This window comes from Diaphorobacter sp. JS3051 (genome assembly GCF_015832135.1).
Lineage (GTDB): Bacteria > Pseudomonadota > Gammaproteobacteria > Burkholderiales > Burkholderiaceae_C > Diaphorobacter > Diaphorobacter nitroreducens.
Genome location: NZ_CP065406.1, coordinates 1080294 through 1103015 on the forward strand (window position 1 = coordinate 1080294; position 22722 = coordinate 1103015).

Annotated in this window: 19 protein-coding genes and 1 pseudogene; 7 read left to right on the forward strand and 13 right to left on the reverse strand. The window is 68.6% G+C overall.

Features of this window, described 5'->3' with window-relative positions:
• Positions 1 to 141: 141 nt before the first annotated feature.
• Together hrpA and I3K84_RS05130 are read right to left on the reverse strand one after the other, a co-directional pair.
• Positions 142 to 4167, reverse strand: a complete 4026-nt coding sequence (hrpA, locus tag I3K84_RS05125) for an ATP-dependent RNA helicase HrpA (protein ID WP_196995630.1) — start codon at positions 4165 to 4167, stop codon at positions 142 to 144.
• A 47-nt stretch (positions 4168 to 4214) separates the two neighbouring features.
• Entirely contained in the window at positions 4215 to 5555 is a 1341-nt protein-coding gene (locus I3K84_RS05130) for an NAD(P)H-dependent oxidoreductase (RefSeq protein WP_135147813.1), read from the reverse strand.
• Positions 5556 to 5847: 292 nt separating this feature from the next.
• On the opposite strand from I3K84_RS05130, the gene I3K84_RS05135 reads away from it, so the two are divergent.
• Complete coding sequence (locus tag I3K84_RS05135) at positions 5848 to 7035, forward strand: metallophosphoesterase (RefSeq protein WP_196995631.1); 1188 nt, start codon at positions 5848 to 5850, stop codon at positions 7033 to 7035.
• A gap of 183 nt (positions 7036 to 7218) precedes the next feature.
• Here the strand turns inward: I3K84_RS05135 and I3K84_RS05140 are convergent, their stop codons facing one another.
• From I3K84_RS05140 to I3K84_RS05165, 6 genes are read right to left on the reverse strand one after another with little or no spacing between them, the layout of a single operon-like run.
• A complete protein-coding gene (locus I3K84_RS05140; RefSeq protein ID WP_196995632.1) occupies positions 7219 to 7917 on the reverse strand; it encodes a nitroreductase in 699 nt (232 codons plus the stop codon).
• A gap of 2 nt (positions 7918 to 7919) precedes the next feature.
• A complete protein-coding gene (locus I3K84_RS05145; protein WP_196995633.1) occupies positions 7920 to 9089 on the reverse strand; it encodes a thiolase family protein in 1170 nt (389 codons plus the stop codon).
• Entirely contained in the window at positions 9086 to 10570 is a 1485-nt protein-coding gene (locus I3K84_RS05150; protein ID WP_196995634.1) for an AMP-binding protein, read from the reverse strand. Before I3K84_RS05150 ends, I3K84_RS05145 begins: the two co-directional genes overlap by 4 nt.
• Entirely contained in the window at positions 10567 to 11151 is a 585-nt protein-coding gene (locus tag I3K84_RS05155) for a biotin transporter BioY (protein ID WP_011805526.1), read from the reverse strand. Before I3K84_RS05155 ends, I3K84_RS05150 begins: the two co-directional genes overlap by 4 nt.
• 36 nt (positions 11152 to 11187) lie before the next feature.
• Positions 11188 to 11781 (reverse strand): energy-coupling factor transporter transmembrane protein EcfT, encoded by a 594-nt coding sequence (locus tag I3K84_RS05160; protein WP_196995635.1) that lies wholly within the window; start codon positions 11779 to 11781, stop codon positions 11188 to 11190.
• Positions 11782 to 11798: 17 nt separating this feature from the next.
• A complete protein-coding gene (locus I3K84_RS05165; protein WP_196995636.1) occupies positions 11799 to 12581 on the reverse strand; it encodes an energy-coupling factor ABC transporter ATP-binding protein in 783 nt (260 codons plus the stop codon).
• Here I3K84_RS05165 and I3K84_RS05170 point away from each other — a divergent pair.
• Positions 12580 to 12831: a hypothetical protein gene (locus tag I3K84_RS05170; RefSeq protein WP_196995637.1), complete on the forward strand. Its 252-nt coding sequence runs from the start codon at positions 12580 to 12582 to the stop codon at positions 12829 to 12831. The two genes, I3K84_RS05165 and I3K84_RS05170, sit on opposite strands and share 2 nt — an antisense overlap.
• 68 nt (positions 12832 to 12899) lie before the next feature.
• Positions 12900 to 14105: an MFS transporter gene (locus I3K84_RS05175; RefSeq protein ID WP_196995638.1), complete on the forward strand. Its 1206-nt coding sequence runs from the start codon at positions 12900 to 12902 to the stop codon at positions 14103 to 14105.
• A 79-nt stretch (positions 14106 to 14184) separates the two neighbouring features.
• On the opposite strand, the gene I3K84_RS05180 is transcribed toward I3K84_RS05175, so the two are convergent.
• A complete protein-coding gene (locus tag I3K84_RS05180) occupies positions 14185 to 14532 on the reverse strand; it encodes an ankyrin repeat domain-containing protein (protein ID WP_011805530.1) in 348 nt (115 codons plus the stop codon).
• 169 nt (positions 14533 to 14701) lie between these two features.
• Here I3K84_RS05180 and I3K84_RS05185 point away from each other — a divergent pair, with 169 nt between their 5' ends.
• A complete protein-coding gene (locus I3K84_RS05185; RefSeq protein ID WP_123676377.1) occupies positions 14702 to 15307 on the forward strand; it encodes a trans-aconitate 2-methyltransferase in 606 nt (201 codons plus the stop codon).
• A gap of 102 nt (positions 15308 to 15409) precedes the next feature.
• Here the strand turns inward: I3K84_RS05185 and I3K84_RS05190 are convergent, their stop codons facing one another.
• Entirely contained in the window at positions 15410 to 16384 is a 975-nt protein-coding gene (locus I3K84_RS05190; protein ID WP_011805532.1) for a tripartite tricarboxylate transporter substrate binding protein, read from the reverse strand.
• Positions 16385 to 16946: 562 nt separating this feature from the next.
• Between I3K84_RS05190 and I3K84_RS05195 the strand changes: the two genes are divergently transcribed.
• Together I3K84_RS05195 and argA are read left to right on the forward strand one after the other, a co-directional pair.
• Entirely contained in the window at positions 16947 to 18095 is a 1149-nt protein-coding gene (locus I3K84_RS05195) for an acyltransferase (RefSeq protein ID WP_196995639.1), read from the forward strand.
• A 286-nt stretch (positions 18096 to 18381) separates the two neighbouring features.
• Entirely contained in the window at positions 18382 to 19728 is a 1347-nt protein-coding gene (argA, locus tag I3K84_RS05200; RefSeq protein ID WP_015913105.1) for an amino-acid N-acetyltransferase, read from the forward strand.
• On the opposite strand, the pseudogene bla reads toward argA, so the two are convergent.
• Positions 19715 to 20343, reverse strand: a pseudogene (gene bla / locus I3K84_RS22490) (class A beta-lactamase); the annotation flags it as partial. The gene argA and the pseudogene bla overlap by 14 nt on opposite strands.
• Positions 20344 to 20582: 239 nt before the next feature.
• Positions 20583 to 20921: a hypothetical protein gene (locus I3K84_RS05210; protein WP_103738332.1), complete on the reverse strand. Its 339-nt coding sequence runs from the start codon at positions 20919 to 20921 to the stop codon at positions 20583 to 20585.
• A gap of 241 nt (positions 20922 to 21162) precedes the next feature.
• Here I3K84_RS05210 and I3K84_RS05215 point away from each other — a divergent pair, with 241 nt between their 5' ends.
• Entirely contained in the window at positions 21163 to 21705 is a 543-nt protein-coding gene (locus tag I3K84_RS05215) for an Ldh family oxidoreductase (RefSeq protein ID WP_196995640.1), read from the forward strand.
• 22 nt (positions 21706 to 21727) lie between these two features.
• Here I3K84_RS05215 and dapA read toward each other — a convergent pair whose 3' ends face one another.
• Positions 21728 to 22639, reverse strand: coding sequence for a 4-hydroxy-tetrahydrodipicolinate synthase (dapA, locus tag I3K84_RS05220; protein ID WP_196995641.1), 912 nt, complete (start codon positions 22637 to 22639; stop codon positions 21728 to 21730).
• Positions 22640 to 22722: the final 83 nt, after the last annotated feature.

Below are 22722 nucleotides of genomic sequence, written 5' to 3' on the forward strand. Positions count from 1 at the left end.
GGCCACACGGGTCGCTGCCAGGGCCGGTTTGGTGACGGGTTGGCGGACGCTCGCCGTGCGCGCCAAAGCATGAACGGCCCCGCCCACGGCGGCTGGTGGCAGCACATCTGCCCCGACGGCCTGTCCCCGCGCGAGAGCCCCTCAAGACACCAGTTGCGACCAGACCTTGTCCAGCCGCTTGCCGCTGACCGGATACGGCGTGCGCAACTCCTGCGCGAAGAAGCTCACGCGCAGTTCCTCCAGCATCCAGCGGTACTCCTGCATGCGGGCATCCACCTGGCCCTTGCGCTCGGCCACCAGGCGCCAATAGCGCTGCTCCAGCGGCTGCAGTTCCTTGAGCTTGGCGGCATCGCGTGCCGGGTCGGCGCGGTACTTGTCCAGGCGCGTGGCGATGGCCTTGAGGTAGCGCGCGTAGTGCTGCAGCTGCGCCCAGGGCGCGGCGGCGATGAACTGCTTGGGCATCAGGCGCTGCAGCTGCTGTGACGCGTCGGCCGTGGCCTCGGGAGCGTTCTTGGTGTCTTTGATCTTGCGCTGCGTGGCGGCGTATTCGATGAGGATGGCCGCCGCCATGCGCGCCACCTCGTTGGCGATCAGCGTGAGGCGCCCGCGCCCGTCCTGCACGCGCTGCTTGAACTGGGCCTCGTTGCTGGGCAGCGGCTCTTGCAGGAAGGCGCGGTCGATGGCCACGTCGATGATTTGTGCGCGCAGCTCCTCCTGCGTGCCCAGCGGCATGAAGGCCACAGCCATCTTCTGCAGATCGGGGATGTTCTTTTCCAGGTACTTGAGCGCGTCCTTGATCTGAAGCGCAAACAGCCGGCGCAGGCCCACGCGGTGGCGCGCGGCGGCGACTTCGGGTTCGTCGAACACCTCGATGCCCACCGCATCGCCGTGGTCGATGAGCGCGGGGAAACCGATCAGCGTCTGGCTACCCTTGGCGATTTCCATCAGCTCGGGCAGTTCGCCAAAGCTCCAATCCTCGTAGCGGGCATCGGCCTTGCGGGCCGCGGGCGCGCCGACGAGTGGTTCTTTTTTGATAGCTGCTGGCGCCCGTTTTTCCTTGGTTTCAGATGGTTTTTCACCGGAGTCTGGCTTCTGGTGAGCGCCACCAGCTATCTTTAATGAAGCAAGCGCCTGGAACGCCCCACGAGCCTTGCTCCCCCACTCCGCCTTGAGCGCGCCCAGGTTGCGTCCCTGGCCGAGCTGGCGGCCGTGCTCATCCGTCACGCGAAAGTTCATGAACAGGTGCGGGCTGAGCATGTCCAGCTTGAAGTCCGCGCGCTTCACGTCGAGCGAGGTTTCATCGCGCACTTGCTTGAGCAGCGTGTCGATCAAGCTGCCCTGGGCCCAACGCTCTTCCTCGGTGAACAGCGACGCCAGCCGCGCAGCACTTTCCGGCAGCGGCACGAAACGGCTGCGCGGGCGCTGCGGCAGGCTCTTGAGCAGCGCCTGGATCTTGTCCTTGAGCATGCCGGGCACCAGCCATTCCGCACGCTCCTCGCTCACCTGGTTCAGCACGAACAGCGGCACCGTGACGGTGACCCCATCGCGCGCGTCACCGGGGCTGTGCAGGTAGCTGGCCGTGCAGTCCACGCCGCCCAGCTTCACCGTCTTGGGAAAGTTGTCGGTGGTGATGCCCGCGGCCTCATGGCGCATCAGCTCGTCGCGCTTGAGAAGCAGCAGGCCGGCGTTCTCCTTGCCGGCACTGCGGAACCACTTGTCGAACGTGGCGCCGCTGTACACGTCTTTGGGAATCTGCTGGTCGTAGAAGGCGAAGATCAGCTCGTCGTCCACCAGCACGTCCTGGCGGCGGCTCTTGTGCTCCAGCTCCTGCACCTTGCGCACCAGCTTGAGGTTGGCGCCCAGGAACGGCCAATGCGTCTCCCACTCGCCCTCGACCAGCGCCTGGCGAATGAACAGGTTGCGCGCCTCGTACGGATCCACGCGGCCATAGCTCACGCGGCGGCCGCTGTAGACCACCAGGCCGTAAAGCGTGGCGCGCTCGAGCGCCACCACGTCGGCCTGTTTCTTGGACCAATGCGGGTCCAGCAGCTGCTTCTTGAGCAGATGGCCGCCCACCTCTTCCAGCCATTGCGGTTCGATCGCCGCGATACCGCGGCCGTACAGGCGCGAGGTCTCGACCTGCTCGGCTGCGACGATCCAGCGGCCGGGCTTCTTGGACAGGTGCGCGCCCGGGTGCGGGTGGAACCTGATGCCGTGCGCGCCCAGGTAGGCCTCGCTCTCCTCGGCCTTGTAACCAATGTTGCCCAGCAGGCCCGACAGCATGGACAGGTGCACGGCCTCGTAGCCCGCGGGCTCGGTGTTCACCTGCCACTGGTGCTCCCGCACCACGGTGAGCAGCTGCGAATGGATGTCGCGCCACTCGCGCACGCGGCGGATGTTGATGTAGTTCTGGCGCAGCAACTGCTCCCACTGCCGGTTGCTGAGCTTGTGTGTGGCCTCCTCCGCATCGGCGGGGTGAAACTGCGCCAGGCGCTCCTCGCCTGCGGCCTCCGCTTGCGCGCCGCTGCTGCGCTGTGCGACGGGCAGGAAGGCCGTGTTGCGCGCTTGGGCCGCGGGGGCGGTCTGGGCCGCCATCTCCTTGCGCGTCTTGGCGACGATCTTGCCGCCGCGCGCATCCTGCAGCCACTTCCACAGGCGCAGGTAGCCGGTGAACTCGCTTTTCTCGTCGTCGAACTTGGCATGCTGCTGGTCGGCCTGCTGCTGCGCCTCCAGCGGCCGGTCGCGCACGTCCTGCACGCTGAGGGCCGAGGCAATGACCAGCACCTCGGCCACGGCGCCGCGGGTGCGGGCCTCCAGGATCATGCGGCCCACGCGCGGGTCCAAGGGCAGGCGCGACAGTTCGCGGCCCATGGGCAGCAAATTGCCGCGCTCGTCCACGGCGCCCAACTCCTGCAGCAGTTGATAGCCGTCGGCGATCGCACGGCCCGAGGGCGCCTCGAGGAACGGGAAGTTCACCACGTCGCCCAGGCCCAGCGACTTCATGCGCAGGATGACGCCCGCCAGGGACGAGCGCAGGATTTCGGGGTCGGTGAAGCGGTCGCGCTGGTGGAAGTCCGCCTCGTCGTACAGGCGGATGCAGATGCCGTTGGCCACGCGGCCGCAGCGCCCGGCGCGCTGGTTGGCCGCCGCCTGGCTGATGGGCTCCACCAGCAACTGCTCCACCTTGCTACGGAAGGAATAGCGCTTCACGCGCGCCGTACCTGCGTCAATGACGTAACGGATGCCCGGCACGGTGAGCGAGGTCTCGGCCACGTTGGTGGCCAGCACGATGCGCCGTCCGGTGTGGCCGTCGAAGATGCGGTCCTGCTCGGCCTGCGACAGGCGCGAGAACAGGGGGAGTACCTCGGCGTTCCGCAGCACTGGCGAGTGCTGCAGGTGCTTGCGCAGGTGGTCCGCCGCCTCGCGGATCTCGCGCTCGCCGGGCAGGAAGACGAGGATGTCTCCGCCCTTGCCGCCCGCCCACAACTCGTCCACGCCGTCGGCAATGGCATCGTTGAGGTCGAAGTCCTTCTTTTCTTCAAAGGGCTTGTAGCGCATCTCCACGGGATAGGTGCGCCCGGACACCATGATGACCGGCGCCGGACCGGCCTTGCCCTCGAAGTGCTTGGCGAAGCGCTCCGCGTCGATGGTGGCCGATGTCACGACCACCTTCAAATCGGGCCGCTGCGGCAGGATCTGCTTGAGGTAGCCCAGCAGGAAATCGATGTTCAGGCTGCGCTCGTGCGCCTCGTCGATGATGAGCGTGTCGTAGGCCTTGAGCAGCGGATCGGTCTGCGTCTCGGCCAGCAGGATGCCGTCGGTCATCAGCTTGACCGAAGCGCCCTTTTGCAGCGTGTCCTGAAAGCGCACCTTGTAACCCACCACCTCGCCCAAGGGGGTGTTCAGCTCCTCGGCAATGCGCTTGGCCACGCTGCTGGCGGCAATGCGCCGCGGCTGGGTGTGGCCGATCAGGCGCCCGCGCGTGCCCTCGGGCGCATTGCACTTGCCGCGTCCCAGGGCCAGCGCTATTTTTGGCAGCTGCGTGGTCTTGCCCGAGCCCGTCTCGCCGCAGACGATGATGACCTGGTGCTCGGCCATGGCCGCCATGATCTCGTCACGGCGGCTGGAAACGGGGAGTTGCTCGGGAAAGGTGATCGTGAGGGGCATAGGGGCGGGAATTATCCCAGCCCCCAGGCACCCGTGCCGCACCAGGGTCAGGCGGGGAACATGGCCTCCATCTCCCGGCGCACCCGATAGGCGTGGGTGGTGGTGTCCATCTCCACATCGTCCCAGGACAATGCCTGGCCTTTTGCCACCGGGCGCACCACGCGCGCGCTGTGCGCCAGGCCCAGCGGCAGGCCCCTGAGGCTGCGCGACGTCGCAGCCGGCAGCAGCTTGCCCCAGACGGTGTAGCCGCCCTCGCCATCCAGCAGGTCGCCCGGGCGCAGGTCACGCTTGGCCGTGGCCACCACATCGGCGTTCCAGCCCTGGGGCACGCCGGTGGGCTCGCCGCGCAGCGCCACGCTGGCCACCGACATGCCCACCTCCAGCCCGATGAGGTGCCAGCGCTTGTACAGCGTGAAGTAGCGGCCCGTGGGGTCGGTGTGGGCGTTGTATTCCTCGAAACAGTGGCGGATGTAGTCAGTCTCGCCTTCCACCGTGACCCACACGCCCATGCGGATGTCGTAGGGGATCCGGCGGCCGTCCTTCTCAAGCGACGAGATCACTTCCACCATGCCTTTTTTCTCTAGCACTCCGCCCTCGCCCACCGGGCGCGTGACGTAGGGAATGTCCTCCACACTGGCGGGCGGGTATTGCAGGCCATTGCTCGGCACGGCCAGGCCCGTGGCGTTGGAGACGGCCGTGCTCTCAATGCTGGGCTTGGACCCGTCCAGGAAGCTGTTGAACATCTTGGGGTTCAGGCCGCCACGCTGCGCCTGCTCGGGCGTCAGGCCGTAGTAGCCCCACACCGTCTCGGGCGTGGATTCGCAGAAATGCGGCAGCCACTTGTGCCCGCGCCCGGCCGCCACCACCGGAAAGCCGCAGGTGCGGGCCCAGTCCACCAGCTCGCAGATCATGGCGGGCTGGTCGCCGTAGGCCAGCGAATAGACCACGCCCGCGGCCTGGGCCTTGCGCGCCAGCAGCGGGCCGCAGAAAGCGTCGGCCTCCACGGTCACGTTCACCACATGCTTGCCGTGGGCGAAGGCGTCGAGGATATGGTCCACCGCCGCCAGCGGGTTGCCCGTGCATTCGACGATCAGCTCGATCTGCGGGTGGCGCACCAGGGCCTGCCAGTCCTCGGTGATCCAGGTCGTGCCCTGCTCCAGCGCCTGCTGGGCAGACGCGGCCTCCGACTGCTCGGGCGCCCATCCCACGCGCGCCAGGCTGGCGCGGGCGTTGGCCGGCGACAGATCGGCAATGCCCACCAGGTGCACGCCCGGCATGCGCGGCACCTGCGCCAGGTACATGGCGCCGAACTTGCCCGCGCCGATCAGCCCAATGCGGATGGGACGCCCTTGCCGGGCACGCTGCAGCAGTTTCTGGTGAAGGTTCATGGGTATGGCAAACGATGGAAGTGCGCCGCTGCGGCGCGAAACCCCGGCGCCTGCTGGCGCGCGGGCCGGTGGGAATCCCACAGCCACCGTAGCGCAGGGTACGCCCCACGTCTCTTGGGATACGCCCTAGGGCCGGGACACCGCCCAGTACCCCACCGCCTGCAAGGCATTGAAAAGGACCGTTATCCTGCGCACGTTCTCGGCCGGCGGGGCGCACCCTTTTGTCGCCGCGCCGCCCCCCCGCCGGCCCCATACGTCGGTGCCGCTTTCTTCTTTGCATCCCCGGCTTTCCATGGTGTCTCTTGCTGCGTTGGTGATTCCGCTGCTGGCGGTCTGGCTCTGGGGGCCCGTGCGCGGCATGTCGCGCCGGGCGCGCCTGGTGGCCATTGCGCTGACCGCCCTGCTGGGCGTGACACCGGCCCTGCTGCTCAAGCTCTTGCAGGCCGGCGCCATGGATTACGCCACGCTGGCCTATCTGCAGGTGCCCGGCGGCTGGGTGTTGGGCACGCTGGTGCTGATCATTGCTTTTCTTCTGGCGCGTGATGCCGCATGGCTCGCGGCGCGGGCCGCCGCGCTCATGGGCGGGGGCGACACATGGCACCTGCGGCTGCGCGGCAGGCGGTTGACCGGCACCGCCGTGGCGCTGGCGCTGGGCGCGGCGGGCTTTGGCACGGCGCAGGGCCTGCAGCCGCCCACGGTGCGTGAACAGTTGGTACACCTGCCGCAATTGCCCGAGGCCCTGGATGGCCTGCGTGTGGCCGTGCTGGCGGATATCCACGCGAGCCCCATCAACCATACCGCCTACGTGCAGAGCGTGGTGGAGCGCACCCACGCGGCGCGGCCCGACCTGATCGTGCTGCCCGGTGACCTGGTGGATGGCGACGTAGGCAGCAGCGCCGCCTTCGTAGCTCCACTGGCGCAACTGCGCGCACCGCACGGCGTATGGGCCGCGCCCGGCAACCATGAGTACTACGGCGGCTACGACGCCTGGATGGCGGAATTTCGCCGCCTGGGCCTGGGCGTCTTGGCCAACCAGACCCAGGTGCTGCAGGTGAATGGCGCGCGTCTGGCACTGTCCGGCGTGGGCGACCCGGTCTACGGCCGCACCTCTCACCACAATGCCGACCCGCGCGTGCCCGAGGGCGTGCCCCCCGATGTACCCGCGGTGGCCCGGCAGGCGCGCGCGGCGCAGGCCGACTTCCACCTGCTGCTGGCGCACCAGCCCAAGCTCGCGCGCGACAACGCCGCGCACGGCGTGGACCTGCAGGTCTCGGGCCACACGCACGGCGGGCTGATCAGCGGCATGGACCGCTGGCTGGTCGCTCCGTTCAACAACGGTTTCGTGCGCGGGCAATACGACGTGGACGGCATGCGCCTGTTCGTGAGCGCGGGCGCGGGCCTGTGGGCCGGCTTCGCTGTGCGGCTGGGCGTGCAGCCGCATATCGACCTGTTGGTGCTGCGCCGTGGCACAGCGTCGTAAGACCGCGCGACGGCCCGGCGCCGTCAAATACTGAATAAGTCGGCACGAGGGTACGCCCTGCGCTGCGAGGAGACGCACCTCGCACGCAAAGCCCCGCCATCACCATCGCGACCGTTTTGCAACGCAGCAGGCCGCAGAAAAGGTGGGGCTCACGACACGCGAGGGAACGTGTTCCGCATTGCCTCAGCGCAGCACGGTGAAGTAGCGCTCCAGCGCCTCGCGCTCGGTGCGTGTGCGGTTGACGGGTGCGCCCGCGTCTTCCCAGCCCAGCGCCATACCGCACACGACCACCTCGCTGGCAGGCAGGCCCAGCGCGTCGCGCACGACCTGCGGGTAGCTCGCCAGCGCACCAATGGCACAGCTGGCCAGCCCCTGGGACTGCGCGGCCAGCATCAGTCCGTGCAGGCACATGCCCAGGTCCATGAAGCCACCTGCGCCGAACCCGCGGTCAATGGTGACGATCAGCGCCACGGGTGCATCGAAGAAGCGGTAGTTGCGCTCGAACTGCGTGGCCCGACCCGCGCCGTCGCCGCGCGCCACACCCAGCGCCCCGTACAGCGCCTGCGCGGCTGCCACCTGGCGTTTGCGCAATGCCAGCGGCATGGGGCGGGGGAAATAGCCATAGTCCTCGGCCTCAGGCACCTGGTCGCGCCACGCCTGGCACAGCGCGGCACTCAGGCGTTCGCGCACCGCGCCCTCCACGGCCCAGAAGCGACCCGGCTGCAGATTGGCCCCGCTGGGCGCCAGCCGCGCCGCAGCCAGCAACCGCTCCAGCAGCGCGAGGGGCACGGGCCGCGGCAGGAAGGCGCGCACGGAATGGCGCGCCTGCGCCAGCGTCTCGAAGGCGTCCTGCGCCACAGGCATCGTCAGGGGTTCGGTCATTCTCACTCCGGTATTTCCACCCAGGTGGCCGCCCCCAGGCCGCCCGCACCCGCAATGCACGCCATGCCGCGCAGCGTGCGGTCGGTGCGGTCGGCACCCTGCCGCTGCGCCATCTGCGCCAGCACGCGCACCAGCGCAATGGCGCCCGATGCACCGATGGGGTGCCCGCGCGCCAGGCCGCCCCCGCCCCGGTTGATGGCACCGAGCGGCAAGCCCAGCGCATTGCAGAACGCCAGGCCCTGCGCCGCAAAGGCGTCGTGCAGTTCCAGCGCCTCCAGAGCCGCCCAATCCCAGCCACAGCGTTGCTGCGCGGCGCGTGCCACGTCGACGGCGCAGAGCATGGGCGACTCGGGCGCGCCACCCACGCTGACGCTGCCGCGCCACTGCGCACGCGGCCGCACGCCCCAGCGCGCGCAGGCCGAGGGCGTGGCCAACAGCAGCAGGGCCGCGCCGTCCGCCTTGGGCGACACGGCGACGGTGCTGAGGCTGCAATCCTGGTCGTCCACCGATTGACCGCTGGCCACCGCAGGCATGCGCGCCACACGCGCGGCGCTCAACAGGCGCGGGTAGGCGTCGTGCGCCAACCCCCGCAGCGGCACGATTTCATGGGCCATGGCAGCACGCGCCGCCACGCTGCGCGCGTGGCTGGCCATGGCGTACGCATCCTGCGCGTGGCGCGTGAGCCCCAGGCGCCGCGCGCCGTCCAGCGCGGCCAGCAGCATGTCGGGGTCGCGCGCGGGCCAGGGCGTGAAGGGTGGCCGGTCATAGGGCACCGGTGCCTCCTCCGCCTGCAGAGGCCGGTGCATGCGCAGGGGTGCGCGGCTCCACGCCTCGGCCCCGCCGGCAACCACGACATCGGCCTGGCCCAGCGCCAGCAGACCGCAGGCATGGGTGACGGCATCCAGCCCCGCGCAGCACTGGCTGTCCAGCGTCACGGCGGGAATGCCCTCGGGGAGGCCGGCCGCCAGCGCCAGCATGCGGGCGGGGTTGCCCCCGGCGCCCAGGGCGTTGCCCAGCACCACGGCATCGACGGCCTCGGGCGGCAACCCGGCATCCGCCAGCATGCGCGCCACCAACGGCGCCGCCAGATCGTGCGGCTGGCAGGCCGCGAGCGGCCCGCCGACCGGCGCCACCGGCGTGCGCGCCCAGGCCAATATGGGAATAGCGTTCACCGCCAGCGCTCCAGCGAGGGCGACGGTGCCTGCAGCGCGCGGGCGATGGCTGTGTGGTCGGTCTTGCCGCTGGGCGTCTGCGGCCAGTCGCCCACCCACACCCACCAGTGGCGCGGCGCCTTGTAAGGCTCCAACACCGCGCGGCACCAGGCCGCCAGCTCCAGCGATCCGGGTGGCGGCGCGTCGCCCTGCCACTGCAGCACCGCCTGCACACGCAGGCCGCGCAGGCCGTCGGCCACACCCTGCAGGCTGGCCTGCGCCACCTGTGGGTGGGCCAGCAGGCGCGCCTCCACTTCCTCGGGGAACAGGTTCTTGCCTTGGGTGACGAGCATGCGGTTCTCGCGACCGCACAGGTGCAGCAAACCGCTGTCGTCCACGTAACCCATGTCGCGCACCGAGAGCCAGTCGCCCTCGCGCAGGGCGGCGGTGCCGTCGGCGGCGTTCACGTAATCCATGAACAGCATGGGACTGCGCACCCAGATCAGCCCCGGCACGCCCTGCGGCAGCGCGGCACTGCGGGGATCGGGGCCGATGTGCAGGTCCACGTTGCTGAACGGCCGGCCCACGGCCTGGGCCGGTGCGCCCGGCTCAGCATCCATCCAGGCGACGTAGCTGGCCTCGGATGCACCGTAGAACTCCACGATGCGTGCGCGCGGGAACAACCGGCGCAGCGCGGGTGTGCGCTCGCGCAGCCAGCGCGCGCCGCTGATCAGCACCAGCTCCACCCCCTCGATAGGTGCCAGCTGCCGCCGCTCGGTCCACTGCAGCATCAGCACAAGCTGGCTGGGCACCGCCACCAGCAAGGGCGCGCCGCCCGCGCGCAGGGTGTCCAGCGCGCGCGGCGCGGAAAAGCGCTCCTGCAGCACCGCGCCAGCGCCCGTCCACAGGCCCAGCAGCGCGCCGAACAGGAACAGCGAATGCGACATGCGGCCCGGCGCCAGCACGCGCGTGGCCGCCGCGACACCAAAGTCCTGCAGGCTGACGCGAAAGCTCTCCACCCAGGAGCGGTGGTGGCGCATGAAGCCCTTGGGCAGGCCCGTGCTACCCGAGGTGAAGCCCACGTAGAAAGGCGACTGCGGCGTGGCCGCTGCCGGGGCTCCGGAGCCCAGAGGCAGCCGCCCGGCAACCGCCCGGGCCACACCCGCCGGCCACTGGGGATCGCCCATCGCCGCGCAGCGCCCGCTGGCGATCACGCCCAGGAATTCCACCACCCCCTCCAGCGTGCCGGCATCACCGGGCAGCAGCACGGTGGCCGGCGCGCCTTGCGCATCCCAGTAGCGCGCCCGCGTCTGCACACGGTCGTGCAGCGTCGCGAAGTCCCACTGGGTGGTTTCATTGGCCAGCGCCAGGGAGTGCGGCCGCGTGCGGGCCCAGTGCGCCAGGGGGCCATGTACCCACTCGAACAGATCGGGCAGCGCATCGCCCGTCAGCAGTTGCGGCAGGGGCGCCAGCGCCTGCCGCTTGCAAGGGTGGGTGTTCAACGTTCGCGCCCACCAAACGGCCAGTCTGGCAGCGCCTTGGCCACGGTATGCACCACCACCGCGCAGAGCGCGCACTTGACCAGGTCACCGGGCACGAAGACCAGGTCCGCCAGAAAGGCCTTGTCCAGCGGCATCTGCGCCAGCAGCACGAGGCCGGCAATGCCCATGGCATGCAGGAAGACCAGCCCGCCAAGCACGGAAGCGATGAACGCGCTCGCGGCCGTGCGCAGCGCCGTGCCCTGCGGCAGTGTGCGCATCAGCGCGCCTGTCACCCCTGCCGCCAGCGCGTAACCCACCAGGTAGCCGGCCGACGGCGCCATGAACACCCCCAGGCCGCCCCGCCCGCCCGACAGCAGCGGCAGGCCGGCCGCCACGGCCGCCAGGAACAGCAGCATGGACTGAAAGCCCCGGCGCGCGCCCAGCAGGCAGCCGGCCAGCATCACGCCCAGCGACTGCAGCGTGATCGGCACGCCCAGCGGTAGGTCGATCTTGGGAATGAGCCCCATCACGGCCATGAGCGCGGCGAACAGCGCCACCAGCGCCATGGAGTGGGAGGCCTTGCGGGATATGGCAGCAGTCATACAACTCCTTGGGTCGACAAGAAAAAACAGAAATAGTCAGCCGCCCAAACGGGCGTAGAGGGCATCGGCCACACGCTGCGCCCCCTGCAGCATCTGCACGGTGAGCGGCGCGATCAGCCGCAGGCCGCCGGCGCGGCCGGTGCGCAGGCGGTGGGCTTCGTCCAGCTTCTTCCACTGCACGAAGAAATGTTCGGTGAACCGCAGCATCAGCGCCAGTTGCAGCGACACGCGCTCCGGCCGCAGGCCAAGGCGCGCCAGGGGCCGCAGCAGCGCATCCAGCACCTGCAGCAAGTCCGTGGGACGCGTACTCACGGTGAGCGCCACCCCCAGCGTGGAGGCGCAGGCCAGGCGCAGCGCGCTCACCGCCGCCACCTCGGGTCGTCCCATCCACAGGTGAAAGCCCGCCACCAGCGCCGCGGCGATGAGCACCGACACGATAAGCCGGCGCGCCACGCGCGTGGCCGGCCCCAGGCTCCACCACAACAGTGCGCACGCCACGCCCACCGCCGCCAACGCCCCCGGCGCCGACAGCACGAACAGCAACGTGCCCAGCACCGCCATGCCGGCCAGCTTGCACCCCGCGGGCCAGCGGTGCAGCCAGGTGAGGTGTTCGCTGTAGAGGCTACCCATGGCGGTGCATCCTTCGCTCAGGCCGCGGCGCGCATACGGGCATGTGGCATGCCCGCCGCGGCGCGGGCCCGCGCCACCTGTTGGGCAACGGCGGCTTCATACGCCGCGCACACATCGTGGCCGCGGCCGTCCGCCTGCAACCGGCCTTCATGCAGCCAGACCACGCGCGGGTAGTCGCGCACATGCTCCAGCACATGGGTGGACACCACCACCTGCCGCCCGCAGGCGGCAATGTCATCGGCCAGCCGTGCCTGCCCCGGCAGGTCCAGGCTGGCGAAGGGTTCGTCCAGCAACAGCGTTCGCGGCCCGGCGAGCAGCAATGCGAGCCAACAAACGTGCTGGCGCTGGCCCTGGCTCAACGCCCCGACCGCGCGCGCGGCCCAGTCGGCAAGGCCCCGTTCGGCCAGGAAGGCGCGGGCGCGCGCCAGCGCATCACGCCGGGACAGGCCCTGCGGTTGCAGGCCCAGGGCGAGCTCCTCTTCCACCGTGGGAAAGATGATTTGATCGTCGGGGTTCTGGAACATCATGCCAACGCGCTGGGCCCGCAATTGCCCTTGCGGCAGTGCGTGCAAGTCCTGCCCGTGCGACAGCACCTGGCCTTCGTCGGGCACCTCCAGCGCGCACAACAGCCGCAGCAGGCTGGTCTTGCCTGCGCCGTTGTGGCCGATCAGTCCAATGCGCGGCTCGGCCAGCGTGAGATCAAGCCCGTCAAAGACCTGCGTGACCCCGCGGCGCAGGCGCACCTGCCGCACTTGCAGCACTGGAGCGTCAGGGGGGTGAGAGGAACAGGAGGGGAGCATGCCAAGAAAGCCAAGCAAATTCGCCGCGGATTCTACGCCCCTTAAAAATCCTTTTCTTTCAACAAAAAGCATCTATCACCAATCAATTTCCGCCAATAAGCAGGCAAATCACATCCGCAACCTTCAGCAAAAGAGCACAAAAATCCGGCCCTTTCAACGCAGTTATCTTCAACTGGGCTCATTTGCAACAACCCACCCTCTTCATGCCACCATCTGCATCCTTTATCGCGTCATCTACCGCGAAAAATGATGCATGGTCTATCCCGGAACCGTACATCCAGCGAAGACAATAGGCGTCCTGTTCGCCGCCTCCCGCCCATGAAGACCTCTTCCACCGCTCTTGAACGCCGCAATCTTGGCCTACTGGTCGCCGCCCAGTCATTGGGTGGCGCCTCGCCCCCCATCATCATTTCGCTCGGAGGCTTGGTGGGCCAGATGCTGTCGAGCACGCCTACCGCCAGCACGCTGCCCGTGAGCCTGTACCAGCTGGGCCTGGCCCTCTCTACCCTGCCCGCGGCATGGCTCATGCACCGCGCGGGCCGCCGCACGGCCTATTTGCTGGGCGCGGTGCTGGGCGTACTGTCGGGCTTGATCGCGGCCTGGGGCATCAGCCAGTCGGACTTCCTGCTGTTCTGCCTGGGCACGACGCTGGCGGGCTTCTACGGCGCCTGCGTGCAGAGCTACCGCTTCGCAGCGATCGACGCGGTGGGCGACACCACGCGCCACGCCAGCGCCATATCGCGGGTCATGGTGGGCGGGCTGATCGCGGCCATCATTGGCCCGCAGGTGGTGATCTGGACGCGCGACAGCCTGCCCGCCACGCCGTTCGCGGGCAGTTTCTACAGCCAGGCCGCGCTTGCGCTGCTGGCGTTGCCGCTGCTGCTGGCCTTGCGCCTGCCGCCCGCGCCGCCGCGTGCCGAGTCGCATGGCGCGCGGCCGCTGTCGCAGATCGCGCGCACGCCGCAGTTCGTCGTGGCGGCGATCGCGGGCGTGGTGAGCTATGGGCTGATGGCCTTTCTCATGACGGCCGCTCCCATGGCCATGGTGGGCTGCGGCCACAGCGTGGGCGAAGCCGCCCTGGGCATCCAGTGGCATGTGCTCGCCATGTTCGCACCCAGCTTCTTCACCGGCCGTCTGATCGCCCTTTGGGGCAAGCGCGCCGTAACGGGCCTGGGGCTGGTGCTGATTGCCGCGTCGGGCCTGCTGGCGCTGATGGGACTGGCGCTCACCCATTTCTGGGGCGCTCTGGTGCTGCTGGGCGTGGGCTGGAACTTCGGCTTCATCGGCGCCACAGCCCTGCTGGCCGACTGCCACCGCCCGTCCGAGCGCGCCAAGGTGCAGGCGCTGAACGACTTCCTGGTCTTCGGCACCGTGGCCGTGGCGTCCTTCGGCTCGGGCCAGTTGCTGCACAGCGTCGGCTGGGGCGGCATCAACGCCGGCATGCTGCCCATGGTAGCGGTGGTGCTGGCGCTGCTGGGCTGGCAGAGCCTGCGCCAGCGCCGCGGGGCCGCTGCGCGAGGTTGATTACTGCTGTTTTAATAGCTGGCAGCGCTTTATCAGCAAGCGCTACAGCACAAAACGCCTTAACGCTACGCCCCGTGCGCTACAACGGCAGCCAGCGCCGCCACGCTGCCACGCGCCTGGGCGGCGGCACGTCGCGCGCACCCCGGCTGCGCAGCAGTGCGGCCAGCTCACCGCGGCCATGGCGCAGCGCAGCCTGCAGCGGCGTGAGCCCGTCGAACTCCGACAGCAGGTGCGGATCCGCCCCGTGCTCCAGCAGGTAGCGCGCCACCGCATCGTGGCCCTGCACCAGGCTGGCGACGAGCGGCGTGCACAGCACCTCGGGATGCTGGTAATTGGGATCCACGCCCGCGCTGATGTGATAGCGCACCCGGGCCAAATCCCCCGCGGAGGCGGCGGCGTACAGGTCTTTCCAGTCTCCGGCGGACATGGGCGCTCCTTTCATCGGGTTCTCATACGGCACTGCCGCGCAATATAGACGCCGCAGTACGCGCGGCACACCGGGGAGCCCCCCATGGCAACCGCCCGCCATCGCGATGGACTGGTCCATACTCCCGGCGAGCGGTACCAGCCCGGCGCCGCCTTCTTCAGGAGCATGCGTGCAATCGGCGAGTGAGCAGTGGTTTGACGAGGCGTACTACCAGCGCTACTACTTCGACAAGAAAACCAGCGTGGTGGACCCCGGCCATGCGCAGCGGCTGGGCAGCTTCGTCTGCAGCTATCTGCACTACCTGCGCGTGCCCGTGGAACGGGTGCTGGACGTGGGCTGCGGCATCGGCCTGTGGCGGGACATGGTGCAGCACCACCTGCCCGGTGCGCTCTACCAGGGCGTGGAATACAGCCCCTACCTGTGCGAGCGTTTTGGGTGGGAGCGCGGCTCGGTGGTGGACTACACGGCGCGCGAGCCTTTCGACTTCGTGATCTGCCAGGGCGTGCTGCCCTACCTGGGCACGCAGGACCTGGCGCGCGCGCTGGACAACCTGGGGCGCCTGTGCCGCGGCGCGCTGTACCTGGAGGCCGTCACGCGCGAGGACTACGAGCGCGACATCATCGACGAAGACCTGACCGACCCGCGCCTGTACCGCCACCGCGCGTCGCTGTACCGCCGCGGCCTTGCGCGGCACTTCATCGACATGGGCGGGGGCCTGTGGCTCAGCCGCCAGGCGCAGGTGCCGCTGTTCGCCCTGGAGGCTCCGGGACAGTAGCAGCACTCATTGATTGATAGCTGCCCGCGCTTGACCGGTGGGCGTCAGACGCAAAAAAGGCCGTGAATCCTCACGGCCTTTTTTGTCACCTATTGCATGCGGTTAGTCCGCCGTAGCGCCCGATGCCTTGACCGCAGCACCCCACTTCTGAATATCGGCGGCGATCAGCTTGGCAAAGTCGGCCGTGCTCAGGCCATAGGCCTCGGCGCCCAGGTCGGAGATCTTCTGCTTCACGTTCTCCTGGGCCAGGATCTCACGCACGTATTTGTTCATGCGCTCGGCCAGGTCCTTGGGCAGGCCCTTGGAGCCGATCATGCCGTACCAGGGCTCGGCCTCGAAGCCGGGAAAGCCCTGCTCCGCCAGCGGCTTCACGCCCGGGAACTTGGGCGAGGCGGTCTTGCTGGTGATGGCCAGCGCCTTGATCTTGCCGGCCTCGATCTGCGGCTTGAGCGGCACGGGGTTGTCGATGGCGTACTGCACTTCGTTGGACATCACGGCCAGCACCAGCGGCGCGGAGCCCTTGTACGGCACGTGCATGGTCTTGGCCTTGGCCTGCATGTGGAACATCTCCACGATCATGTGCTGGGGCGAGCCCGCGCCGGCCGAGCCGAAGTTGATCTTGTCGGCCTTGATGAGCTTGAGCAGCTCGTCCACCGAGTTGATGCCCGAGTTGGCGCCCGTCACCAGCAGGAACGGCGCCTTGGCCAGCGGGGTGATGGGCGTGAGGTCCTTCACCGGGTCGTAGGGCACGTTCTTGTACAGCGTGGGCGAAATCACCACCGGGCTGCTGGAGCCCACCAGGAAGGTGCCGCCGTCGGGCTTGGCGCGGCTCACGTAGGCGGTGGCGATGTTGCCGTTGGCACCGGCCTTGCTTTCCACGATCACGCTGGCAGTGATGCGCTTTTCCAGCTCGTTGGCGATGATGCGCGCCAGCATGTCGCTGGTGCCGCCGGGTGCGTAGGGCTGCACCAGCGTGATGGTCTTGACCGGCCAGGCATCCTTGGCCAGCGCCATCGTGGGTGCGCCTGCGGCCAGGGCCAGGACTGCGCCAGCGGCAAGAACGGTTCTGCGGAACATAAGCTCTCCTTCATTGAAGGCCCTTGTGGGGCCAGTGTACGAGGCCCGCGAAGGGCCGCTTGCAGAAAAGAAAAAGCGTCCGCTGGGGCGAACGCATCATCAGGGTTAACCCTTTGATGGTAACCGGAAAGACAATTTCACCGTCTCCGCCATGGGCCCCCGCGTGCCCGCGGTCACGCCACGGTGGCTTGCAACGGAACTTCGCACTCACCCGAAAGTCATCCCCCTGAATTGGTAGCGACATTTGGTAACCCGCCGCCTATGGACGGCCCCTAAAATCGGACGGCCGGGCGCAGATCCGGCGCGGCACGCAGCGCGTGCCCACGACCGCAGGACCGCTTTCACGGCCTGCCTTCCCGACACAGGAGCGAAGGGTGCCGCGCCGTCCTCAGGGACGGCTGGCAGTGTCGACCACTCCCAGCCAGCGCAATGCGGCCAGGCACGGCCTGGGCAGCGCATTGGACTGGCGACAAGCCCATTCCGGGTCGGGATGTGATTGGTGATGAACACGGCGGGCGCCAGGCCTGCCCAGCAATGGAGGTGCCGCGTTTTGGCAGACAAAATGGACAACCCCCGGGTGAACCCCCTCAGCCATGACGGCCGCGCGCCGAGCCTGGCCTACAACAGCGCACTGGACGGACTGCGCGGCGTGGCGATCCTGCTGGTGATCCTGTCGCACGCCCATGCGCCACTGTTCGACGGCGCGTTCTACGGGGTGGACCTGTTCTTCGTGCTCAGCGGTTTCCTGATCACCTCGTTGCTGCTGCAGGAACTGCAAAGCAACGGCCGGCTGGACTACTGGCGTTTTTACCGCCGCCGCTTCTTCCGCCTGATGCCCGCGCTGGCGCTGTTCCTGGGGGCGTACTGCGTGTTCGCGCCGCTGCTGTGGCCGGACCTCACGGACGTGTATTCCGACGCGCTGGTGTCCCTGCTGTACCTGGCCGACTACGGCATCGCCTTCTTCGACAGCCCCGACACGCTCCTGCACATGTGGTCGCTGTCGGTGGAAGAGCACTTCTATCTGGTCTGGCCACCGCTCCTCGTGGTGTTGGCGCGCTTCACGCCGCGCGGCGCGCTGTGGCGCCCGGTGCTGGGCCTGCTGGTGCTGGCGTGGGCCTGGCGCGTGCTGTGGGTGGCGCAGGGCCAGCAGTTCTACGAGATTTTCTTCCGCTTCGACACCCGCGCCACGGGCCTGCTGGCCGGCAGCCTGCTGGCTACGCTGCTGCACGAGCAACCCGCCTGGTTCCAGGCGCTGCGCCAGCGGCTGCACCATTTCATGTGGGTGGTGCTGGCCGTGCCGCTGCTGATGGCCCAGTCCTGGGACGACATGAACGCCATGCTCTGGGGCATGACAGTGGTGGAATGCGCCGCCCTGGTGGTGCTGCTGGCGGTGCAGCAGCACCGCGGCGCGCTGCACCAGATGCTGAGTGCACCGGCTCTGATGCTGGTGGGCAAGCTGTCGTACGGCATCTACCTGTGGCACTACCCCGTGGTGCGCTACCTGCGCGCCGACCTGCCGTGGCCGGCCGTGGTGGTGCTGGGCTTCCTGATCTCGGCGGCGCTGGCGGCGCTGTCGTACTACACCGTGGAACGCTGGGCCATGCGCTGGCGCGATGCCCGCCCCGCCCAGCGCAAGCCGGCCCCCGTGCGGACGGCGCGGCCGGCTACCGCACGCGGTTCGCTGGCGCTGTCGGCGCGCGGTGGGCGCTGATGGCCGGATTGGCGCTATTATTTGAATAGCTGCCCACGCTTTCCCCGCGGTGTATTTCAGAAGAAAACCCTTCGGAAATCATCACAATCAAGCGCTGGCAGCTATTATTTGAGGAGCATTCCTCCTCCCTCCCCGCGCTGCCCGCGGCACGGCGCGCAGCCCGCTACACTGCGGCCTGCGCTTGCTGGCGCCCCTGCCCTGGTACAGGCGCATGGGAAGCCGCGAGCGCTTTTCGTCTCCGCCCCTCTTTTCACCGCTCCACCGCCAACCCTTTGACGCACCGCCCATGTCCACGGTCTTCAACTTCACCTTCGTTCCCTGGTTCCGGTCCGTGGCGCCGTACATCCACAAGTTCCGGCACCAGACCTTCGTGGTGGGCCTGACGGGTGAGGCCATCGCCGCGGGCAAGCTGCAGAGCATCGTGCAGGACCTGGCGATGATCCAGGCCATGGGCGTGAAGATCGTGTTGGTGCATGGCTTTCGCCCGCAGGTCAACGAACAGCTGCACGCCAAGGGGCACGCCCCGCGCTACTCGCACGGCATGCGCGTGACCGATTCCGTGGCGCTGGACTGCGCCCAGGAGGCCGCGGGCCAGCTGCGCTATGAGATCGAGGCCGCCTTCAGCCAGGGCCTGCCCAACACGCCCATGGCGGGCTCGCGCGTGCGCGTGATCTCCGGCAACTTCCTCACGGCGCGGCCCGTCGGCATCGTGGACGGCGTGGACTTCAAGCACTCGGGCCTGGTGCGCAAGGTGGACGTGGAAGGCATCCGCCGCACGCTGGAGTCCGACGCCATGGTGCTCATCTCGCCCTTCGGCTTCTCGCCCACGGGCGAGGCTTTCAACCTGGCCATGGAGGAAGTCGCCACACGCGTGGCCACCGAGCTCAAGGCAGACAAGCTGCTGTTCCTGACCGAAGTGCCGGGCATCCGCATCCAGCCGCTGGAACCCGACGCCGAGGACAACCCCATCGACACCGAACTGCCCCTGGCCGCAGCGCGCCAGCTGCTGGCCCAGTTGCCGCCCGCGCAGCAGCCGACCGATGTGGGTTTTTACCTGCAGCATTGCGTGAGGGCCTGCGAGCACGGCGTGGAGCGCAGCCACATCCTGCCGTTCGCGGTGGACGGCGCGCTGCTGCTGGAGATCTACGTGCACGACGGCATCGGCACCATGGTCATCGACGAAAAGCTGGAAGAGCTGCGCGAAGCCACCATCGACGATGTGGGCGGCATCATCCAGCTCATCGAGCCGTTCGAGCGCGACGGCACGCTGGTCAAGCGCGACCGCACCGAGATCGAGCGCGACATCGCCGCCTACACCGTGATCGAGCACGACGGCGTGATCTTCGGCTGCGCCGCGCTCTACCCCTACCCGGAGGCCGGCACGGCCGAGATGGCCGCCGTCACCGTGTCCCCGCAAAGCCAGGGCACGGGCGACGGCGAGAAGCTGCTCAAGCGCATCGAGCAGCGCGCGCGCATGCTGGGCCTGTCCAGCATCTTCGTGCTGACCACGCGCACCATGCACTGGTTCATCAAGCGGGGCTTTTCGCCCGTGGACCCCGACTGGCTGCCCGACGCACGCAAGCGCAAGTACAACTGGGACCGCAAGAGCCAGGTGCTGGTCAAGAAGCTCTGAGCCAAGCTGTGGCGAGCCGCCCTACCTGCGCGATGGCCACGTCGCGCTGCGCGGGCGCGGCCGGGCACTCGGCCAGGTAGCAGGCCACCACGGCCGGCGCGCCCTGCCCCGGCGCTGGCCGCACCACGCCCACGTCGTTGGCCGTGCCCTCGGCCGTGCCGGTCTTTTCCCCGACCCGCCAGCCGGGCGGCATGCCGGCGCGCAAGCGCTTGTCGCCCGTAAGGTTGCCCAGCAGCCAAGCCTGCAGTTGCGCGCGCGATGGCGGCGCCAGCGCCTCGCCCATTACCAGCATTTGCACGGTGCACAGCATGGTCAGCGGCGTGGTCGTGTCGCGCACTTCGCCGGGCGGCACGTCGTTCAGCGCGGTTCTGTGCGGTCCAGGCTCGTGTGGGTGTCGCCCAGCCCCCGAAGCCACGCCGTCAGGCCCGCAGGCCCGCCCTGCCGGCGCAGCAGCAGGTTGGCCGCGGTGTTGTCGCTCAGCACCATGGTGGCTTCGCAAAGCTCGGCCACCGTCATGCCCTCCCGGTCTGCATGCGGCTCGGTCCGCGGCGAGTATTCCACCAGGTCGCCTCGGCCGAAACCCACGCGCGCGTCCAGGCTCTCGCGCTCCCCGTCCGGCAGTACTGGCTATTCCGTCTCAAGTCGCGCCCGCCCACAGCGGCGCTGCAGGCGTTCCGCGCCTGGCTGCTGCGCGAGACAACACCGGGCGGCTGACGCGGCCCCGCCGCACACAGGGCCTATGGCGCGGCTAAAAACAATGCCATGGACGTTGGACGGGGCCGTAGATTCCGGCGGGCTGCCTGATGCCACACCGTGCCGGAGCTCGCATTCAGGGAGAACTCAAGCGCTGAAGCTCAAGTTTTGTATTCGACGAGGATCTCACGGTAATGCGTGGTGCCGGCATTCTTGGCGCTGTGCTTGGCAGGGATCTTGACGCCCTTGCAAATCTCAGACATCACCTCGATAAACCCGTCCTCCACCTTCAGTGAATAGACCGCCCCGGTAGGGACCTCCAGAGTCCCCAGGTCGTTTCCATGCTCATCGAACACCTGCAGATCCGTCCCCTGGATGGAATACCACACGTATGAATGCTCATGCGTATGGATCGGGGTCTGCTCACCTGGCTTCAACTCGAAGTTCCACACGATCACCTTGTCGTTTTCGAAAAGTTTCTCACTACCAACACCGGCCATGTTTGTCTCCTTGGATTGGGCTTGAAAAGCTTGACGCGCTAAATAAGCTGCGGCCAGAAGGTGTGTCTATTAGCATTCACCAATCTGACTATACAAGTGTAGACAGTTCCCCAAAAACAGACAACGTGATGAAGTTCTGGTTTTCACGGATGCATAGAAAAGTCACGCGGGTTCCTGGTACCGCTGTTGTTCGTCTTAGGCCCCTCGGCTCGCACAGCCATAGTGTCCCGACTACCTGGCCATGGATGCGGGCAACGGCTTCGCCCAGCCAGCCTGGCAGGCGGCCTACCCGGCGCTGATGGCCAAGGCACGCGCCAACGGCATCGCACTGCTGGCCGTCCGCAATTCGCGCCACTTCGCCGCCCTGTGGCCCGACGTGGAGCCCCTGGCGCGCGACGGCCTGATGGCGCTGGCCCTGTTCAAAAGCATGGCCTGCGTGGTGCCCAGCGGCGGCACCCGGGCGCTGTTCGGTACCAACCCCACTGCCTTTGCCGCGCCGCGCGCCGGGCACGACCCGCTGGTGTTCGACCTGGCGACCAGCGCCATCGCCCCTGGCGAAGTCAGATCGCTGCGCGCCATGCCATCGCCGAGCGCTGCGAAACCCTGGCGCGCCCTGGGCGGAGCGGGCCAGACCCGCCAGCCGGGTGAGCGCCGCTACCGCCAGCGCGAACGCTTGCTGCAGGAGGGCGTGGCGCTGCCGGTCGGCACCTGGGCCGAACCGCAGCGTTTGGCAGGTCGGCGGCTTGAAGGGAAACGCCTACAGCGCTTTCCCATCAATCGCTGACAGCTATTTTTTGGTAGCGCGATCAGGAAGCCGGCCAGGCCTGCAGCGCGGCGCGCACCGCCGCCGCCGTGGCGGATGACACCTCGCACATCGGCAGGCGCAGCCCGCCGCCGCACAGGCCGCGCAGCTGCGCCGCGTACTTGGCCGGGCCGGGGCTGCTTTCCATGAACAGCGTGCGCGTGAGCGGCAGCAGGCGCGCGAACAGCGTGCGCGCCTCGTGCAGCCGGCCGGCATCCATGTGGGCGCACAGAGCGGCCACCTCGGCCGGCAGGACGTTGGCCAGCACCGAGATCACGCCCTGCCCGCCCAGCGCAAGGTAGGGCAGGCTGGTGAAGTCGTCACCGCTGTACTGCGCGAAGCCCGGCGGCACGGCCTGGGCGACGTCGGCCGCGCGGGCCATGTTGCCCGTCGCATCCTTGATGCCCACGATGCGCGGATGCCGTGCCAGCGCGGCCACGGTGTCCACCTGCAGGTCGATGACCGTGCGGCCGGGCACGTTGTAGAGCACCAGCGGCAGCGCGGCGGCGTCAGCCTGGGCGGTGAAGTGCGCCACCAGCCCCTGCTGCGTTGGCTTGTTGTAGTAGGGCACGACGCTGAGCAGCGAGTCGGCGCCGCATTCTTCGGCAAAACGCGCCAGCGCCACTGCCTCAGCCGTCGAATTGGCGCCCACGCCGGCCATGACGTGGGTGCGGCCCGCCGCGTGCTGCACGGCGGCAGCCAGCAGCTCGCGGTGCTCGGCGTGGCTCAGCGTGGCGCATTCGCCCGTGGTGCCGGCGATGACGACGCCGGCCGTGCCGCTGTCGATGTGCCAGTCGATCAGGCGGCGCAGCGCCGGCAGGTCCGGGCGCAGGTCGTCGGTGAAGGGCGTGAGCAGTGCCACCAGGCTGCCGCGAGGCAGGGCCGGGCGCGCGCCGGCGGCGGGCGGTGTGGGCATGGTGGTTCCGGTTGAAGCTATGAAAACAGGAGCCTCCAGCGCTTTATTTACAGGGTTTTCATCACAAAAAACATGCGAAACCC

Coding starts and splice junctions, on each gene's coding strand:
- hrpA (WP_196995630.1), bottom strand. CDS start 4,167: ATGCCCCTCACGATCACCTTTCCCGAGCAACTCCCCGTTTCCAGCCGC.
- I3K84_RS05130 (WP_135147813.1), bottom strand. CDS start 5,555: ATGAACCTTCACCAGAAACTGCTGCAGCGTGCCCGGCAAGGGCGTCCC.
- I3K84_RS05135 (WP_196995631.1), top strand. CDS start 5,848: ATGGTGTCTCTTGCTGCGTTGGTGATTCCGCTGCTGGCGGTCTGGCTC.
- I3K84_RS05140 (WP_196995632.1), bottom strand. CDS start 7,917: ATGACCGAACCCCTGACGATGCCTGTGGCGCAGGACGCCTTCGAGACG.
- I3K84_RS05155 (WP_011805526.1), bottom strand. CDS start 11,151: ATGACTGCTGCCATATCCCGCAAGGCCTCCCACTCCATGGCGCTGGTG.
- I3K84_RS05160 (WP_196995635.1), bottom strand. CDS start 11,781: ATGGGTAGCCTCTACAGCGAACACCTCACCTGGCTGCACCGCTGGCCC.
- I3K84_RS05170 (WP_196995637.1), top strand. CDS start 12,580: ATGCCAAGAAAGCCAAGCAAATTCGCCGCGGATTCTACGCCCCTTAAA.
- I3K84_RS05165 (WP_196995636.1), bottom strand. CDS start 12,581: ATGCTCCCCTCCTGTTCCTCTCACCCCCCTGACGCTCCAGTGCTGCAA.
- I3K84_RS05175 (WP_196995638.1), top strand. CDS start 12,900: ATGAAGACCTCTTCCACCGCTCTTGAACGCCGCAATCTTGGCCTACTG.
- I3K84_RS05180 (WP_011805530.1), bottom strand. CDS start 14,532: ATGTCCGCCGGAGACTGGAAAGACCTGTACGCCGCCGCCTCCGCGGGG.
- I3K84_RS05190 (WP_011805532.1), bottom strand. CDS start 16,384: ATGTTCCGCAGAACCGTTCTTGCCGCTGGCGCAGTCCTGGCCCTGGCC.
- I3K84_RS05195 (WP_196995639.1), top strand. CDS start 16,947: ATGGACAACCCCCGGGTGAACCCCCTCAGCCATGACGGCCGCGCGCCG.
- argA (WP_015913105.1), top strand. CDS start 18,382: ATGTCCACGGTCTTCAACTTCACCTTCGTTCCCTGGTTCCGGTCCGTG.
- I3K84_RS05210 (WP_103738332.1), bottom strand. CDS start 20,921: ATGGCCGGTGTTGGTAGTGAGAAACTTTTCGAAAACGACAAGGTGATC.
- I3K84_RS05215 (WP_196995640.1), top strand. CDS start 21,163: ATGGATGCGGGCAACGGCTTCGCCCAGCCAGCCTGGCAGGCGGCCTAC.
- dapA (WP_196995641.1), bottom strand. CDS start 22,639: ATGCCCACACCGCCCGCCGCCGGCGCGCGCCCGGCCCTGCCTCGCGGC.